Origin of the sequence: Asticcacaulis biprosthecium C19, from assembly GCF_000204015.1 — a bacterium.
GTDB lineage: Bacteria > Pseudomonadota > Alphaproteobacteria > Caulobacterales > Caulobacteraceae > Asticcacaulis > Asticcacaulis biprosthecius.
Genome location: NZ_GL883077.1, coordinates 115,255 through 132,011, shown reverse-complemented (window position 1 = coordinate 132,011; position 16,757 = coordinate 115,255). Strand labels below are relative to the sequence as shown.

At 61.3% G+C, this 16,757-nt stretch carries 10 protein-coding genes and 1 tRNA gene; 8 read left to right on the top strand and 3 right to left on the bottom strand.

Features of this window, described 5'->3' with window-relative positions; all coding sequences use genetic code 11:
* The first annotated feature begins 3 nt into the window (after positions 1-3).
* Positions 4-2,289 (top strand): glycoside hydrolase family 3 N-terminal domain-containing protein, encoded by a 2,286-nt coding sequence (locus tag ABI_RS01030; protein ID WP_006270936.1) that lies wholly within the window; start codon positions 4-6, stop codon positions 2,287-2,289.
* 83 nt (positions 2,290-2,372) lie between these two features.
* Positions 2,373-2,449 (top strand) — tRNA-Arg (locus tag ABI_RS01025).
* A gap of 53 nt (positions 2,450-2,502) precedes the next feature.
* Here ABI_RS01025 and ABI_RS01020 read toward each other — a convergent pair.
* Both ABI_RS01020 and ABI_RS01015 read right to left on the bottom strand, forming a co-directional pair.
* Positions 2,503-2,775 (bottom strand): hypothetical protein, encoded by a 273-nt coding sequence (locus tag ABI_RS01020; RefSeq protein ID WP_006270935.1) that lies wholly within the window; start codon positions 2,773-2,775, stop codon positions 2,503-2,505.
* 145 nt (positions 2,776-2,920) lie between these two features.
* Complete coding sequence (locus ABI_RS01015; RefSeq protein WP_006270934.1) at positions 2,921-3,685, bottom strand: PAS domain S-box protein; 765 nt, start codon at positions 3,683-3,685, stop codon at positions 2,921-2,923.
* A gap of 140 nt (positions 3,686-3,825) precedes the next feature.
* On the opposite strand from ABI_RS01015, the gene ABI_RS01010 reads away from it, so the two are divergent.
* Positions 3,826-4,911 (top strand): amidohydrolase family protein, encoded by a 1,086-nt coding sequence (locus ABI_RS01010; RefSeq protein WP_157138664.1) that lies wholly within the window; start codon positions 3,826-3,828, stop codon positions 4,909-4,911.
* Between the two features lie 269 nt (positions 4,912-5,180).
* On the opposite strand, the gene ABI_RS01005 is transcribed toward ABI_RS01010, so the two are convergent.
* Positions 5,181-7,079 carry an NPCBM/NEW2 domain-containing protein gene (locus ABI_RS01005; RefSeq protein WP_006270932.1) on the bottom strand — a complete coding sequence of 633 codons (1,899 nt, stop codon included), beginning with the start codon at positions 7,077-7,079 and terminating at the stop codon, positions 5,181-5,183.
* Positions 7,080-7,528: 449 nt separating this feature from the next.
* Here ABI_RS01005 and ABI_RS01000 point away from each other — a divergent pair, with 449 nt between their 5' ends.
* The 5 genes from ABI_RS01000 (at position 7,529) to ABI_RS00980 (ending at position 16,740) form a co-directional block, all read left to right on the top strand.
* Positions 7,529-10,930 (top strand): TonB-dependent receptor, encoded by a 3,402-nt coding sequence (locus ABI_RS01000; RefSeq protein ID WP_006270931.1) that lies wholly within the window; start codon positions 7,529-7,531, stop codon positions 10,928-10,930.
* Positions 10,931-11,257: 327 nt separating this feature from the next.
* Positions 11,258-12,760 (top strand): tryptophan halogenase family protein, encoded by a 1,503-nt coding sequence (locus ABI_RS00995; RefSeq protein WP_040308466.1) that lies wholly within the window; start codon positions 11,258-11,260, stop codon positions 12,758-12,760.
* Between the two features lie 108 nt (positions 12,761-12,868).
* The gene (gene agaR, locus ABI_RS00990; RefSeq protein WP_006270928.1) at positions 12,869-13,666 is read left to right on the top strand and encodes a transcriptional repressor AgaR; all 798 of its coding nucleotides are present in this window, start codon (positions 12,869-12,871) and stop codon (positions 13,664-13,666) included.
* Between the two features lie 96 nt (positions 13,667-13,762).
* On the top strand, positions 13,763-15,838 hold the full coding sequence (locus ABI_RS00985) for a glycoside hydrolase family 36 protein (protein WP_040308465.1): 2,076 nt from the start codon (positions 13,763-13,765) through the stop codon (positions 15,836-15,838).
* 2 nt (positions 15,839-15,840) lie between these two features.
* Positions 15,841-16,740 carry an EamA family transporter gene (locus tag ABI_RS00980; RefSeq protein ID WP_006270926.1) on the top strand — a complete coding sequence of 300 codons (900 nt, stop codon included), beginning with the start codon at positions 15,841-15,843 and terminating at the stop codon, positions 16,738-16,740.
* Positions 16,741-16,757 lie beyond the last annotated feature (17 nt).

Here is a 16,757-nt window from a genome sequence, read left to right as displayed (position 1 = left end):
ATTATGACAGCCTTCACCCCCTCCCGCCGTTTCTTTTTGAAGAGCGCCGTCGCCTCGGCCGCCATGGCCGCCGCCGCAGCCCCCGCTTTCGCCAAGGCAAAGATCAAGCTGGCGCCGGATCCCTTCATCGAGAAACTGATCAAGTCGATGACCATCGAAGAGAAGGCCGGTCAGTTGTCGATCTTCGGCGACTCGGTGCGCTTCGATGGCGCCCCGATCAACCCGACTCCGGCACAGACCTCGACCCGCCAGCAGGTCTATGACGATATCGCCGCAGGCAAAATGACCGGTGTCTTCAACGGCATCGGCGTCGAGGTCGGCCGCGAAATGCAAAAGATCGCCGTCGAAAAGTCGCGCACCAAAATCCCGATGATCTTCGCCGCCGACATCATCCACGGCCTGAAGACCAGCTTCCCGATCCCGCTGGGCGAAGCCGCCAGCTTTGACCCCGATCTCTGTTACCGCACCGCCCGCGCCGCCGCTATCGAAGGCACGGCCAAGGGCATCCACTGGACCTTCGCGCCGATGGTCGACATCGCCCGTGACCAGCGTTGGGGCCGCGTTGCCGAAGGAGCGGGCGAGGACACCTGGCTGGGCGTCCAGATCGCTATTGCCCGGACCAAGGGCTTCCAGGGCCCGGACATCAAGGCCGATGATTCCATGCTGGCCTGTCCGAAACACTTCGCGGCCTATGGCGCTGGTGAGGGCGGGCTGGATTACAACACCGTCGATATTCCCGAAACCACCCTGCGCGAAATCCACCTGCCGCCGTTCAAGGCGTCGTTCGATGCCGGCGCCATCACCACCATGTCCAGCTTCAACGACATTGCCGGCGTGCCGTCGACCGGCAACCGCCGCCTGCTGACCGAGATCCTGCGCGAAGAGTGGGGCTTTAACGGCCTGGTCGTGTCCGACTACACTTCGGACGAAGAAATGATCCTGCACGGCTATGCCGAAGATGGCCCGGACGTGGTGGTCAAGGCGCTCAATGCCGGCACCGACATCTCGATGATGAGCCACCTCTACAACAGGCATATCCCGGACCTGGTCAAATCTGGCCGGCTCAGCCTGGCCGTGGTCGATGAAGCCGTGCGTCGCGTATTGCGCGTCAAGAAGGCCATCGGCCTGTTCGACAATCCGTATCGTTCGTTGAATGTGGCGCGCGAAAACGCCGATATCCGCCGTCCGGAGATCGTCGCCCTGTCGCGTGAAGCCGGCCGCAAGTCCATGGTCCTCCTGAAGAACGAGGGCAATCTGCTGCCCCTGCCCAAAACCGGCAAGTCGATCGCCCTGATCGGACCCTTCGGCGCCGACCGCGACAATCTGCCCGGACCCTGGACGGTGTTTCCGGATTACCCGAACTGCGTCACGGTCGAGGACGGTTTCCGCTCCGCCATGGGTGCCGGCGCCAAGCTGACCGTGGTCAAGGGTTCCGACGTCGAAGCCCCGATCGCCGGCGGAATCGAGGCGGCGGTCGCCGCGGCGAAGGCGGCCGACATCGTCGTGCTGCACATTGGCGAAGCCGCCAACATGTCGGGTGAAGCACAGTCGCGCGTCGACATCTCCATCCCCGATCCACAGCTGGCCCTGGCCGAAGCGGTCGCCGCCGTCGGCAAGCCGATGGTGGTTCTGCTGAAGCACGGCCGCGCCCTTGAACTGGAGGGGGCAGTGAAGGCGGCGCCAGCCATCCTGTGCACCTGGTTCCTGGGTTCGGAAACCGGCAATGCCATCGCCGATATCGTGTTTGGCGACCATGCCCCGCAGGGCCGTCTGCCGGTGTCCTTCCCGCAGGCCTCGGGCCAGGAGCCCTTCTACTACAACCGTCGCCGCACCGGCCGGCCACAGCTGACGGACGACAAAAATTACAAGACACGGTATCGCGAGGTCACCAACGACGCGCTTTACCCGTTCGGCCACGGCCTCACCTATTCATCCGTCTCGTATGGCACGACGGCAGTCAGCTCGGCGAACTTGGGGTGGACGGGGTCGATCAAGGTGACGGCGACGGTGACCAATACCGGCAGCCGCCGGGCGCACGAAGTCGCCCAGCTCTACGTCCACGACAAGGTGGCCAGCATCACCCAGCCGATCCGCGAACTGCGCGGCATCAAGCACCTGGACCTGGAGCCGGGGGCGAGTGCGACGGTGGAATTCACCCTCACGCCGGCGGATCTGGCGTTCGTGCATTTCGACCTGACCACAGCGCCCGAGCCCGGCCGGTTCGAGGTCTGGATCTCGCCGTCGGCGACGACGGGCACCCCTGCCAGCTTCGACCTGGCCAAGGCCTGAGGCGAAAAAAAGCGCTCGACCCGATGTTTCGGGTTGAGCGCTTGTGCGCTTTAGCTTATGCGTTCGGCATATCGCCTGCATATGCATCCGTAGCTCAGCTGGATAGAGCGTTGCCCTCCGAAGGCAAAGGTCACAGGTTCGAATCCTGTCGGGTGCGCCAAGCCTTGTAAGGGTTTGCAGCTTCTCGTCACCTTCGCAATTTGACCGGGGACACTAGGGACGCCTGCGATACAGGAAACCTGTGAGGAACAGGAACAGGACTGACGCCGCCAAGGCGAGGTGAAGGATCAACAATATAGTACTCTCGCCTTCGGTGATCGGGACGGGCACATTCGTCCGGCTTTCGCTGACGTAGTTGACCAGGTTCTGGTCGCTTGTATAAGGGACACGGTGTTGCGATCTGTATCCGTGCAGCCAAAATCTATAGACGGCCGCACCCAGCGCCACGACCATGAAGGCCAAAAAAGAAAAACCGCGCACCTTCATGCAACGTAGCGCCTCCCCACACGCTAATCCCGGATATGGGTTAAGCCCGCCCTGACGTCTTGTCAAAGTGCCTGTCATACTCACGTCAGCAGGCGGCGACTCTCCAGTTTGGAAGCGGGGATACCCTGCTTTGCAAGCCCGCGACTCACGTGCCGGGTGCAATGTCGTCCTGAAGTTTTGGCGCATCGCTCAGGTCACGGATAAAGGCGATGACATAGACCCTGCCGTCGGCGCGGAACTCACCCGTGGCTAGGCGGGCCGGAAAGACAGAACCATCGTTGCGGCGGGCTGTGGTTGTGTGCGTGTCGCGATTGGGGTCGGCTTGGGCCGGGAGCAGCAGGCTGGCCGCCTTGCCGACCAATTGGGACTCCTTCTGTCCGAACAGGGTTTCGGCGGCGCGATTGAAGGCGACGATGCGGCCGACCGGGTCGATGATGATCGTTGCGTCCGGGCAGGTCTTCAGAATGGCGCGGATCTGGCCGTCGCGCGCGGTCAGTTCGTCCTCGGCGGTCGATCCGCGCCGGCGGCTTTGCCGAAGCTGCTCGCCGCCCCAGATGATCAGCAGACCTACCGCGGCATGCAGAAGTAGCAGCAGGATCTGCGTCATCAGGCTGGCCTTGGGCGGCATGAAGAGGAAGGCCGCCGCCGCCGTCTGGCCGGTGGCGAACAGGCCGGGCCCCCAGCCGCCGGCCGCCGCACTGATCAGGATCGCTGGGATCGACAGGGCGAAGATCAGCCGCGCCCCGGTGACGGGGTCCAGGCTGTCGCGCGTCACGAAGGCCAGGATCAGAACCGTGGCGCTGACGATATAGGCGAAGACATAGGTCCGCCAGCCGGCCAGGCGCCCGGCCAGAATGTCGTCATAGAGGCGCGCCGCGCGGTGTTGGATCTGTTCAAATATCTGTCGCATGAGCGGCGGGGTGTACGCCCGTTCGCCGCGAAATCCAAGCATCCGGACGTATGGCCACGCAGATTTGACTTGTCAATTGTCGCGAAGAGTGCAAACAAATAACAGCAAAACGAAACATAATGTTCTTTAAGGGGTTCGCCATGCTGGATCGCCGCCATCTTCTCACCGGTATGACCGCCGCCGGATTGGTTGTCGGGGCGGGCGCCCGGGCTGACGTGGCCACCTACACCGCCGACGACTTCAAACGGGTCCGCAAGTTCGACGCCCACGTCCATATCAACGCCGACCCGATGGTGTTCGGCGAACAGGCAGTGGCCGACAATTTCGAACTTTTGACCATCAATGTCGACTATCCCGACTTTCCGTCTCTGGAGGCCCAGGCGCAGGTCTCGGGCGTCCTGCATAAGGCCGATCCGAAACGCTTCCAGTTCGCAACGGCGTTTTCGATGCAGGGTTTCGGCGAGGCCGGATGGGCCGACAAAACGATCGCCCATATCGAGGCTGCGGCGAAGGCCGGCGCCCGTGGCGTCAAGGTCTGGAAGAATGTCGGCCTGATCGAACGCGATGCTTCCGGTAATCTGGTCATGCTGGACGATGTTCGCTTCGATCCGGTGATTGCGCGTATCGAGGCCTTGGGCCTGACCTTCATCAACCACCAGGGCGAGCCGCGCAATTGCTGGCTGCCGCTGGAGGAAATGACGACCAAGAACGACCGGGCCTATTTCAGCGCCCATCCCGATTATTACATGTACGCCCATCCGGAAGGGCCGTCCTATGAGCACCTGATGGCGGTACGTGATGACTTCCTGGACCGGCACCCCAAGCTGAACTTTATGGGCGCCCATATGGCCAGCCTGGAATGGAGTGTCGATGCCCTGTCGAGCTTCCTGGATCGCTTCCCCAATGCAACGGTCGAGACGGCGGCGCGGATGGCGCAGCTACAGCATCAGTCACTGCGCGATCATGACAAAGTGCGGAACTTCTTTCTGAAGTACCAGGATCGGATTTTGTACGGGTCGGATCTGACGTTAAATCCGGATGCCGATGCGGCCGGTATGCGCAAGGAAATCCACGATGTCTGGCTGGCCCACTGGCGCTACCTGGCGACGGCGGATGTCCAGGCGGTGTGGGACCTGGATGCCGAGGTCAAGGGCCTGGCCCTGCCGAAATCAGCGATCGATAAGATCTTTTACGGCAATGCGCTAAGGGTGTTGGGGTTGGCGTAGCCGGCTGCCGTAGAGCGGCCGAAAGGCCGGTAAAGTGTTGTCCACAGATAAGCCAGATAAGTCAGATGAACGGCGGTTACGCGCCAGATTTTGCTGACTTTTTTGACATTATTCGACGAGCTTCGTTCGTCAGTAAATGAATAGCAAAAGTTAGCGCGACTGGTGACCCTCCGCGCTGTCCATCTGACTTATCTGGCTTATCTGTGGACCAAAACGTACAGGTCATTCCGCCGCACCGACACGGCAGAACGGGCACATTTCATCGACACTTACTTCGTCAGCCTGGCATCACCCCAGGTCACCACCTGTTCTTCTGTGGCGGATTTGGCCACCAGTTCCACGACCTCGACGCCGGTGATGTCGAACGACAGCGGAACAGCCGCCGTGCCGTAAACCAGCTCACCCGTCTCGCCCAGCTTTCTGCCGTCGCCATAGACGATGAACGTCACACGCTGACCGTCCGTGCGGCCGGAATCGTCCACGCCCACCCAAGCCTCGAACCGCGTAAATGCCTTGCCCGCCTTGACCTCCATGCGCGAATTGCTCAACACCCCGATCCCCGAACCGAACTTCTGGCCGGCGACCTGCAACATCTGGCCAAAGGGCGTGCCGTCGGCCTGGGCGCCACCCCAGCCGGCATAGGACACCCGCTCGCCGCCGCCGCGCGTGCTGGCGCCCCACGGACTGATCATCTGGTGCACCGTCGGATCGGGCTTTGGCGTCACGATGCCATCCTCGGCGACATGAAGACGGCCGGGAATCTCCGACAGATACAGGCCGTTCGCCAGGGCGCGCGGGCCCGCCGCTTCGAAGACCAGAGTCTCGCGCGCCTTGACCTTGAACGACGACTCGTCGCGGAAGGTCGTCATCTCGCCCGTCCACAGATTGGTCAGTTTGATCTCCTGGCCGCCGGCAAGTTTGAGATGTTCGGCCGTCACGACGATATCAGCATCCGCGATACCGCGGTTGAACACCGCCACCGCCTTGGTGTTGCTGTCACTCAGCGTCTTGACGAAGATCTGGACGTCGTCCGTGTCGTGGACCAGAACCGCCTGATTGCCACCGGAATCCTGATTGACCCGCACCAGCCCGGCATTGCCCCAGATGTCGATCAGCGACTGCGGCGCATCGCGTAGGTCATAGCCGATCAGCAACGGCGCATTGATCATCGCCCACAGCGAAAAGTGCGACTTGGCCTCGGTCAAATGGTTGGCGTCGAAGTCGCCATGGCCGACGAACAGCATGTCCGGGTCGTTCCAGGCGCCGGGCCGGGCATAGAGCGCCCGCGTCGCGGCCGAGTCAAACGTATGCAGCATGCGTGACCATGTCGGGGTGATGTCGCCACTGGTCCGCCACAGGTTGCCGACGTCGTTGCCCCATGACCGGACATCGGACGTGCCCCAGTTGCAGATCGAGAAGACGTAGTCGCCGTCGGGATTGTGTCTGGCAATGGCCGCGCCGATGTCGGCATAGATGGCCTTGACCTCATCGACCTTGGTGCGGCCGATCGACAGTGAGTCGATCAGGGGCGAGAAGGGCTGGTACTGGTACTTGGCGACGATCTCGCGGTCCGGGCCATAGACGTTCAGTCCGCAGGCATCGACCTTGATGTAGTCGAAACCCCATTCCTTGAAATACAACGCAATGTCCTGGTCGACATGGCCGTACAGGCCGACACTGCGTTCGGCGGTGTCGCCTTCGGGCAGGTTGGGCGAGTGCAGGTCATAGGCCTGGGAACAGGCATTGTAGCCGGCGTCGCTATAGATGCCGGCCTTCAGCCCCATGCTGTGCAGCTTGTCGGTGAAGGGCCGGAACGTAGTGTCTGCCTTCTTGTTCTTCGGCTGGGCCGACGGGAAGATCTGGGTGCGGATGACCATCCGGCCATCGCTCTTGCGCCGCTTCAGCCACCAGCCGTCGTCGATATTGACATAGCGGTAGCCCAGTTTCGCCAGGCCGGTGTCGACCAGCTTCTGCGCCGCGCCCATCACCTTGGCCTCGTCGACCTCGGTGCGGAAGGCGTTCCACGAGTTCCAGCCCATGGGCGGCGTCGCCGCGTTGCCGACCTGATGCGCGGTCCATTTTCCGGCGGGTTCCAGACGATCCTGGGCCCAGGCGCCAGGCGCCAGAAGCAGGGCGATGGCTGCGGCGGCGAGGGTAAAGCGCTTCATCGGGTGTCCTCCTGGAATATTATCATATAATTTCATCACATTTTTGCCCGGCAATCAACAGAGTTTACACGAGAAATTTCGTTTTCGTTGCTTTGCGGTCTATAATGCGGAGGAGAGGGGCGAAACGCCTTTGCGGTTACGTCACGAAATGGTGTGCGATTTTCACATATGATGGGATTTCGGCGGTGCCTCAGGGCTGGGAGATCACAAAAATCTAATTAAAACAATCAAATTGAATGCTTGATGGATATCGCGCGTCGCATGTCCCCTGTCCACGCAACTGTGTTATTTTTGTTGCGCTATGTTTCGATGTGCGATAAAACGCAACTTATCCGTAGACAAGCGAATTGTATGATATAAATCGAAATACAATGTTCGCTTCGTTTGTTTTCAAAATGGACGAAAAAGTGGGCTGGGGCTATAGTCTTTAACGAAAAGGGGTACCGGAGATGAGGATAACAAGGACAGCCAGCGTTTCGGTCGCGGCGCTGTTGGTGGCGGTGTCGGGGCTGGCCGCGCCGATGGCCCTCGCACAGGACGCGCCGGCCGCGGCAGAGCCTGACACCGATGCGGTTGTGGTCGTCGGTACGCGCAAGGCGCTGAAAACCGCCCAGGACATCAAGAAGAGCGCCGACACCTTTGTCGACTCGATCACCGCCACCGATATCGGCGCCTTCCCGGACAAGTCGGTTGCCGAGGCGCTGCAGCGCGTGCCCGGCGTCACCGTCATCCGTTCCGCCGCCAAGGAAGACGTGATGCACTATTCGGCCGAGCCGTCCGGTGTCATCATCCGCGGCCTGCCCCAGGTCCGTTCCGAATTCAACGGTCGCGACACCTTTTCGGCCACCTCGGGCTATGGCCTGTCCTGGTCGGACGTGGCGCCGGAAATGATGGCAGGCGTCGACACCTACAAGAACCAGACCGCCGAGATGATCGAAGGCGGCATCGCCGGATCGATCAATCTGCGCACCCGCCTGCCGTTCGACCAGAAGGGCCGCGTCTTCGGTGCCACGGTCGAAGCCAATAGCGGCAATTTCAGCCAGACCGTCACCCCCAGCGTCTCGGCGCTCTATTCCGACCGCTGGGCGAGCGATATCGGTGAGTTCGGCCTGCTGCTCAACGCCGCCTATTCGCAGACCGACACGACCAGCCACGCCGTGACCATCCCGCGTATGGTGGTGTTCGCGCCGGGTACCTATACCAGCCAGACCAACTACATTCCGTCGGGCGTCGCCTTCAACAACACCGACTATTCGCGCACCCGCGAAGGCGTCTCCCTGGCAGCGCAATGGCAGAACAACGACCGCACCATGCGTGCCTCGCTGCAATACAACAATTCGACCTACCACAATGTGTGGAACGAAGAGCAACTGATCAGCTACTGGTTCTGGGTTGATCCGGCCAGCACCACCCATTCAACCGTGTGGAACGACCCGTTCCAGATCGCGCCGCCCGACGCACCGGGCCTGGGTTTCAACGAAGCCGGCGGCGGCACGCCCTATACCTTCGGCCCCGACGGACTGTTCCAGAACGGCGTCATTACCCGCTCCAAGGGCGACTGGGGCTATGGCTCTATCGACTGGAGCACCGGCACCTCCTACGTGCCCGGCTCGACCGATCAATACGGGACCTACGACCAGTTCGGTGTCGACCTGCCGGTTATTCAGACCTGTATCAAGTCGGATATTTCGCACGCCAACCAACCGTGCCGCGGCGCCCCGATCGTCAACACGGCAACGCGCTTTTCCGACGAAGAGCGCAAGATCGACGATCTGGCCTTCAACTTCGTCTGGGATGCCAGTGAGAAGCTGCGCTTCAACTTCGACGCCCAGTATGTCAAGGCGACGACCAACCACTACGACATCACCTTCGAATACACGACCTATGCCGACCTGGGTCTGGACCTGACCGGCAAGTACCCGAAGCTCAGCCTGCTGTCGCCGTCCGGCTACAATGTCATCGGCAGCGATCCGGTCTCCGATCCGCGCAACTACTCGCCGGAATCGGCCATGGACCACATCACCGACAGCGAAGGCGAGCTGAAGGCCATTCGCGCCGATATGGCTTATCAGTTCGACGGCACCTGGCTGGATGCTCTGCGCATGGGCGTCCGCTTCGCCGACCGCGAACAGAAGCACTTCTGGTCGGCCTACAACTGGGCGAGTATCTCGTCCGACTGGGGTGTCAACCCGGCCGATTCGTGGTTCCTCGACTCGCCGGCGACCTACTATGCGGCAAATGAGCTGGATGGCGACGGAAACATCGTCCACGCCGCAGGCGATGTCCGCTTCCAGGGCTATGAGCCGGGCTATTACGAGGTTCGCGAATTCGGCACCGACATGTTTGGCGGCGGTCTGATCAGCGACACCATGTTCCCGTTCATGACCCAGGACGTGATCTCCAATCCGGCGGAACTGGCCAAGCGCTTTGCCATCAGCGGTCAGACCGACCAGGGCGGCGTGGCGTCGTCGGGCTGGAACCCGATCTGCGAACGTCCCAACGAAGTCGCCAACAGCTGCTTCACCGTCGGCGAGCAACTGCGTGTCCGTGAAAAAACGGATTCGGCCTATGTCATGCTGAAGTTCGGTGGCAACGACGCCTTTATCGGCGATGTCGCGGTGACCGGCAATGTCGGCGTCCGCTTCGTCAACACCACAGTCGAAAGTGCCGGAGCGGTCAATTTCGCCACGCCCTTCACGGCCGGCCAGCTGAACTGCCAGCCCCTGACCGCGGAACAGATCGCGGCGCTCGGCCCCAACCAGTACGCCATCTCTCCCGCCTGTCTCGCTCTGGGTTCGACCCAGGATCAGACCTTCTCCAGCGGCACCAGCCAGGCCTCGGACGTCGAAACCACGCACAAGAACGTTTTGCCCAGCTTCAATGTCCGTCTGGGCTTGACCGACGAATGGTTCCTGCGTTTCGCGGCATCACGGGCGATTTCCAAGCCCGATATCGGCCTGCTGCGCAACTATATGAGCCTGCAACGCAGCTTCATCGACCAGGCCGATATTACGGTGGGCAACCCGAACATCGTGCTGAACAGCGCGGGCCAGCCGGTCAGCTACACCTTCGGCTATACCGGTACCACGGGCAATCCGCGCCTCAAGCCGATCAAGGCCGACCAGTTCGACTTCGCGGTCGAGAACTATTTCGACTCCGTGGGGTCGTTCAGCTTCACCCTGTTCTACAAGCAGTTCCACGACTACATTCAGAACGGCACCTTCGTTGTGCCCTACACCAATAACGGCGTGACCCGCGACGTCGTCGTCACCGGCCCGGTCAATGGTGAAGGCGCGGCAATCAAGGGCTTCGAAGTGGCCTATCAGCGCTACTTTAATTTCCTGCCGGCGCCGTTCGACGGCCTGGGCGTTCAGGCCAACTACACCAAGCTGAAGAACTCGGGCGTGACCAATGCCAACCTGATCGTCGACAGCGATGGCGGCGGCACCACGGCGCGCTCGGCCCAGGGCGGCATGATCAATGCCGGTCGTCTGGAGAACCTCTCGGACGACGCCTACAACCTGATCGTCATGTACGAAAAGGGTAAGATCGGCGCCCGTATCGCCTATAACTGGCGGTCGGAATATGTCTCTTCGGTCAATGACTGCTGCATCGGCTTCCCGGTGTGGAACGACGCCGAAGGTTTCCTGGATGCGTCCTTCCGCTATGCTCTGACCGATCATATCGAGCTCAACATCCAGGGCAGCAACCTGTTGGGGACCGAGGTTCGCATCCGTCAGCAGGTGGCGGGGCCCACCGACGCCGCGCCGAATACTGAAGCGAAGTTCATGCCGGCCGGCTGGTTCGAGTATGACAGCCGACTCCAGATTGGTGTGCGTATCAAGTACTGAGGAAAAAAGGTGAGGCCGGTCTGCAAACGGTCGTTTTCTGCGCTTCCGGTGCTCACGTACTTATGTACGCTCCGCTCCGGTTCTCGAAACCAACCGTTTTCGACTCAGCCTGACCCTTTTTCTCTCCGTCAGGTGAAGGGTGCGCCTTCCTTCTCCTCCCCATTTCATGGGGAGGGGGACCCCGAAGGGGTGGAGGGGTATTCTTCCTTAGGTCAGAGTACCCTTTGAGTTCCTGTGAAGCTTCCTCCCTCGAAGCTTGACTGGCGGATCGTCTTTCGACTCCCTGCGATAGACGGTCCGCTCTTTTTTCTTTTTGGAGTCCGCCCTATGCCGACAGTTCGCAGAATCGTCATCCTGGGCGGCGGGACGGCCGGTTGGATGGCCGCAGCGTGCCTGGCGCGCAATCTCGGCACCCGTAACCACACCATAGAGGTCATCGAGTCGCCGGACATCGGCACGGTCGGGGTCGGCGAAGCCACCATCCCGATGATCAACCTGTTCAACAAAATCCTGGGCGTCAGCCCCACTGACATGGTCCGCGAGACCGAAGCCACCTTCAAGCTGGGGATCGAATTCGTCGATTGGGGCGGGCTGGGCCGCAGCTATATACACCCCTTCGGCACCTATGGCGCCGATATGGGCGGGATCAGCTTTATCCATTATTTCCTGCGCCAGTCGCTGCTGAACGGCACCTGGACGCCGGAGATCTACAACCTCGAAACCGCTGCGGCGCGCGCCGGAAAGTTCGGTGTCCTGCCCAACAATGACCCGTCGCGGCCGTCGCTGAACCACGCCTACCATTTCGACGCCGCCCTCTATGCCGACTTCCTGCGCCGATATAGCCTCAAACGCGGTGTCGTGCGCCATGAGGCGGCCGTTACCCAGGTCCATCAGGATGCCGAAACCGGCTTTGTTACTGCCCTGGACCTGAAGGATGGCGGCCAGGTCGAAGGCGATTTTTTCATAGATTGCTCGGGCTTCCGCGGTCTGCTGATCGAGCAAACGCTGAAGGCCGGCTACGAGGACTGGAGCCACTGGCTGCCGTGCAACCGCGCCTGGGCCGTGCCGTGCGAACGTGTCGAGACCCCGCTGCCCTATACGCGCTCGACGGCGCTGGAGGCCGGCTGGCAGTGGCGCATCCCGTTGCAGCACCGCACCGGCAACGGCTATGTCTTTTGCGACGGTTTTATCGACGAGGACCAGGCCGCCGATAAGCTGATGGGGTGGCTGGACGGCAAACCGCTGGCCGATCCGCGCAAGCTCAGTTTCGTCACCGGCCACCGCCGCAAGATGTGGTCGAAGAATGTCGTAGCGCTCGGCCTGGCCTCGGGCTTCCTGGAACCGCTGGAATCGACCTCGATCCACCTGGTTCAATCGGCTCTGGCCAAGCTGATGGCATTTTTCCCCAGGGACGGCTTTGACCCGGATGTCGAGGATCACTTCAACACGGTGATGTGCGGGGAATACGCCAATGTCCGCGACTTCCTGATCGCCCACTACAAGGTAACCGACCGTGAGGACACGCCCTTCTGGGCCTATTGCAAACATATGTCCGTCCCCGACAGCCTGACCCAGCGCCTGGCCATCTTCGAACGTGGCGGTATGTATGTCGAACCGCCCTACGAGCTGTTCCGCGAAGCCAGCTGGTTCGCTGTGCTGACGGGGCAGGGGATACGCCCGCGCAGCTGGCATCCGGTCGCCGATATGATGACCGACGCCGAACTGACCCACCATACGGCGCAGATCCGCGACCTGGTCGCCAGCACGGCCGCGCGACTGCCACCGCACGAAACCTTCATCCGCCATTGCCAGCAGCGGCAGGCCTCCTGACCCATCTTTCGTTTTGCGATTGTTCGCCCACAAAGTTGAAAATAGCCGCGAACTCATGGATAAGCGAAACACCAGACACCGCCCGAAGGGGCTGCGGGGACGAACGACATGGCCGAAGGGTCGGGAAAAGTGATGCGCGACACCAGCGAGCGGCGCCGCCAGATCACGGCGATGCTGAAATCGCGCGGCAGTGTCCAGGTCGTGGCCCTGTCCGAACAGTTCAGCGTCTCCATGCAGACCATACGCAAGGACCTGCATTACCTGGAAGAACATGGCATCGCGACGCGCGCCTATGGTGGGGCTATTTCGTCCGACGTGGTCAATGTCAGCCAGGAACCGCCGATTGAAGCCAAGCGCGTTAGCCACATCGAGGAAAAGGAACGAATCGGGCAACTGGCAGCGTCCATGATCAAGCCGGGTGATTCGGTGATTCTCGATTCCGGTACAACGGCGCTGCAGATCGCGCGCTTCCTGCCCGATGATGAAGACATCACCGTCGTCACCAACGATTTCGACGTCCTGTCCGCCCTGGCGCAGAAACGCAAGATCAAGGTCGTCATGTTGGGCGGTGAACTGCGCCGCAAGAACATGGCCTTCTACGGTGCCCAAACCATGGCGGCTTTGCAGGAACTTGTGTTCGACAAACTGTTCCTGGGCGTTGACGGTTTCGACGTCGAACGCGGCATCACCACCCACCATGAACCCGAAGCGCAGTTGAACCGCCGCATGTGCGAAAGTGCGCGCCAAGTCATCGCTGTCACCGACTCGTCGAAGTTCGGCAAGGTCTGCCTGCACCGGATCATCGATGTCTCGGAAGTCGATGTGCTGATCACCGATAATGACGCGCCGGATCATGTCCGCGAAGCCGCCACCCGTCTGGGTTTTGCGCTGCATATTGCCGAATAGCAACAAAACGAAAGTTTAAATTTCGCTTCGCTGGTTTTTTTGTTTGCCTTGCCGGCGGGACTGTGCATTCATGACGTCCAACAGGAAGGGACTGCCATGATTTCGCGACCGCTCGTTCATCGCCGCCATCTGCTGGGACTGCTGGCCGGAACCGTCATCGCCTCGGGCCTGACCCGCGCCGGCCAGGCGCTCAGCGCCGACCTCGCCCTGGCCTCGGCGGGCGACAGCAGCCTGACCATCGAATATGACAGCCGCTTGCACAGTCGCCTGGTGCGCAAGAGCGACAATCTGGCCCTGACCGATTTCGCCCCGTCCGACACCCTGACCCTGAAAGACGGCACCGTCGTCGACGCCTTCTCCCTGACCGGCCAGACCAAAACCGCCGTCACGGACCGCCACGGCAAGGGAACGCGCTTTGTCATCACCGGCCGTTCCGCCGACGCTATCGAAAAGACTCTGACCGTCACCTTCTACAACAACTATCCCGGTTTCGGCCTGGTCACCACGCGCTACCGCAACGGCGGCACGGCCGCGATCGAGGTCGCCGGCTGGCGCGGCAATGCCCATACGCTGAAATCCTCGGGCTCTGGCTTCTGGTCGTGGTCGGGCGCCACGCATCCCGACCGTCGCGACTGGGTGCAACCGGTCAAGGACGGCTTCGATCAGCCCAACTTCATGGGCATGAACGCCTCGGACTATGGCAGCGGCACCCCGGTCGTCGACGCCTGGCGTCCGGATGCCGGCATTGCCACCGGCCATATCGAGGTCACGCCGAAACTGATCTCCCTGCCGTTATTAGCCACACCTGTCGGGGCTTCTATCGCCATCGACCAGGCCCGCGCCATGACCTTGGCGCCGGGGGAAAGCCTGGACACGCTCGACACCTTCGTCACCATGCACACCCGCGACTATTACGCCACGCTCGACACCTACCGCAGGATCATGGCCGACCGCGGCCTGGCGGCGCCCAAACCGCCCGAAGGCGCCTACGAAGCCATCTGGTGCGCCTGGGGTTACGATCGCATCTTCAACGTGCCGGAAATCGAAGGCACCTACAGCAAGGTCAAGGAACTGGGCTTCAAATGGGCTGTGCTCGACGATGGCTGGCAGACCAACGAAGGCGACTGGAACCTGGACCCGCGCAAGTTCCGCAGCGAAGCCGACATGATCGCCTTTGTGAAAACCATTCGCGCCGCCGGGTTGAAGCCGAAACTGTGGCTGGCGCCCCTGGCCGTCGATCCGGGCGCCGATCTGCTGCACGACCACACCGACATGCTGCTGCTGGACGAAAACGGCGCGGTGCATGACGTCACCTGGTGGAACGCCTTCTATCTCTGTCCGGCCTACGAACCTACGCGCGACTATACCAAAAAGCTGATCCACAAGATCATTGCGGAATGGGGCTATGAAGGCCTGAAACTCGACGGTCAGCACATGAACGGCGTGGCACCCTGTTACAATCCGCTGCACAATCACGCCCGCCCGGAAGAATCGGTCGAAAAGCTGCAGGACTTCTGGAAGCTGGTTTACGACACGGCGCGCGAAGCCAACCCTCAGGCCGTGGTCGAATTCTGCCCGTGCGGCACCTCCTATGCCTTCCACAATCTGCCCTTTACCAACCAGGTCCCGGCGTCGGACCCGCTGTCTTCGTGGCAGGTCCGCCATAAGGGCAAGTCGCTGAAGGCGCTGATGGGCCGCGACGCCGCCTATGCCGGCGACCATGTCGAACTGAGCGACAACGGCAATGACTGGGCCTCGACGGTCGGCATTGGCGCGGTCATATCGACCAAGTTCACCTGGCCCAACGAAGGCCGCGGCAAGGACTCCAAGTTCCGTCTGACGCCTGAACGCGAGGCGGTGTGGCGGAAATGGGCCGATATCTACAATACCCGCATGCTGCCCAAGGGGCAGTATCTCGGTGAATTGTACGACATCGGCTTTGACAAGCCCGAAGCCCACGCTGTCGCCAAGGACGGCAAGCTCTATTACGGCTTCTACTCCCCGCAATGGAGCGGTGAGATCGAGCTGCGCGGCCTCAAATCTGGCACGTACAGCGTCACCGATTATTTTAACGGCAAGGATCTGGGCACGGTCACCGCCTCGTCGAGCCGCATCAATGCCAGCTTTGAAAAATTCCTGTTGATCGAGGCCGTTCCGGCCGGGAAGGCCTGATCATGACCGAAGTTGCCGCAGCACCGAAAGCGGACAAACGCTGGCTGTTGTTTTCGCTGGGTACTGTCGTTCTGTGGGGGGTGTGGGGCGCCTTCACCGGCATCTCGGCGCAGCGGGGCTTTCCCGAAACCCTGACCTACTGCGTCTGGGCCCTGACCATGATCCTGCCGGCGGTCTATGTCCTGGCGCGCGCCGGCTGGAAGCTGGACCGTGACGCGAAGTCGATCTTCTACGGTCTGGCCATCGGTCTGCTGGGCGCCGGCGGCCAGATGGTACTGTTTTATACGGTGACAACCGGGCCGGCCTATCTCATCTTTCCGGTGATTTCGCTGTCGCCCCTGGTCACAATCCTGATGTCTTTCGTTTTCCTGCGCGAACGGACAACCTGGCTGGGCGTGGCGGGTGTGGCCTTGGCCATGATCGCTCTGCCGATGTTCGATTTCTCGCTCGAATCCGGCTTTTCCTTCCTGAGTTCGGGTGGCAACTGGTTTCCTCTGGCCCTGATCGTTATGGCCTGCTGGGGTGTCCAGGCCTATTTCATGAAACTGGCCAACAACAGCATGAGCGCCGAAAGCATTTTCTTCTACATGATGATCGGCGGTTTGATGCTGGTACCGGTGGCGTGGCTGATGACCGACTTTTCCAAGCCGATCAACCTGGGCTGGGATGGGCCATGGCTGGCGGCGGGTATCCAGATCCTGAACGCCGTGGGCGCTTTGAGCCTGGTCTATGCCTTCCGCTATGGCAAGGCGATCGTGGTGGCGCCATTGACCAATGCGGGCGGACCTTTGGTGACGTCGGTGATTTCACTGGTCGTGTCGAATGTCGTGCCGGGCGAGCTGAAGATCGCCGGCCTGATCCTGGCCTTCATTGCCTCAGCATTACTGGCGCTGGCGGCGTAGTGACATCTTCGGTGCCG

Bases quoted from the DNA above. Each gene is read 5' to 3' on its own strand.
- ABI_RS01030 (WP_006270936.1), top strand. From the start codon at position 4: ATGACAGCCTTCACCCCCTCCCGCCGTTTCTTTTTGAAGAGCGCCGTC.
- ABI_RS01020 (WP_006270935.1), bottom strand. From the start codon at position 2,775: ATGAAGGTGCGCGGTTTTTCTTTTTTGGCCTTCATGGTCGTGGCGCTG.
- ABI_RS01015 (WP_006270934.1), bottom strand. From the start codon at position 3,685: ATGCGACAGATATTTGAACAGATCCAACACCGCGCGGCGCGCCTCTAT.
- ABI_RS01010 (WP_157138664.1), top strand. From the start codon at position 3,826: ATGCTGGATCGCCGCCATCTTCTCACCGGTATGACCGCCGCCGGATTG.
- ABI_RS01005 (WP_006270932.1), bottom strand. From the start codon at position 7,079: ATGAAGCGCTTTACCCTCGCCGCCGCAGCCATCGCCCTGCTTCTGGCG.
- ABI_RS01000 (WP_006270931.1), top strand. From the start codon at position 7,529: ATGAGGATAACAAGGACAGCCAGCGTTTCGGTCGCGGCGCTGTTGGTG.
- ABI_RS00995 (WP_040308466.1), top strand. From the start codon at position 11,258: ATGCCGACAGTTCGCAGAATCGTCATCCTGGGCGGCGGGACGGCCGGT.
- agaR (WP_006270928.1), top strand. From the start codon at position 12,869: ATGGCCGAAGGGTCGGGAAAAGTGATGCGCGACACCAGCGAGCGGCGC.
- ABI_RS00985 (WP_040308465.1), top strand. From the start codon at position 13,763: ATGATTTCGCGACCGCTCGTTCATCGCCGCCATCTGCTGGGACTGCTG.
- ABI_RS00980 (WP_006270926.1), top strand. From the start codon at position 15,841: ATGACCGAAGTTGCCGCAGCACCGAAAGCGGACAAACGCTGGCTGTTG.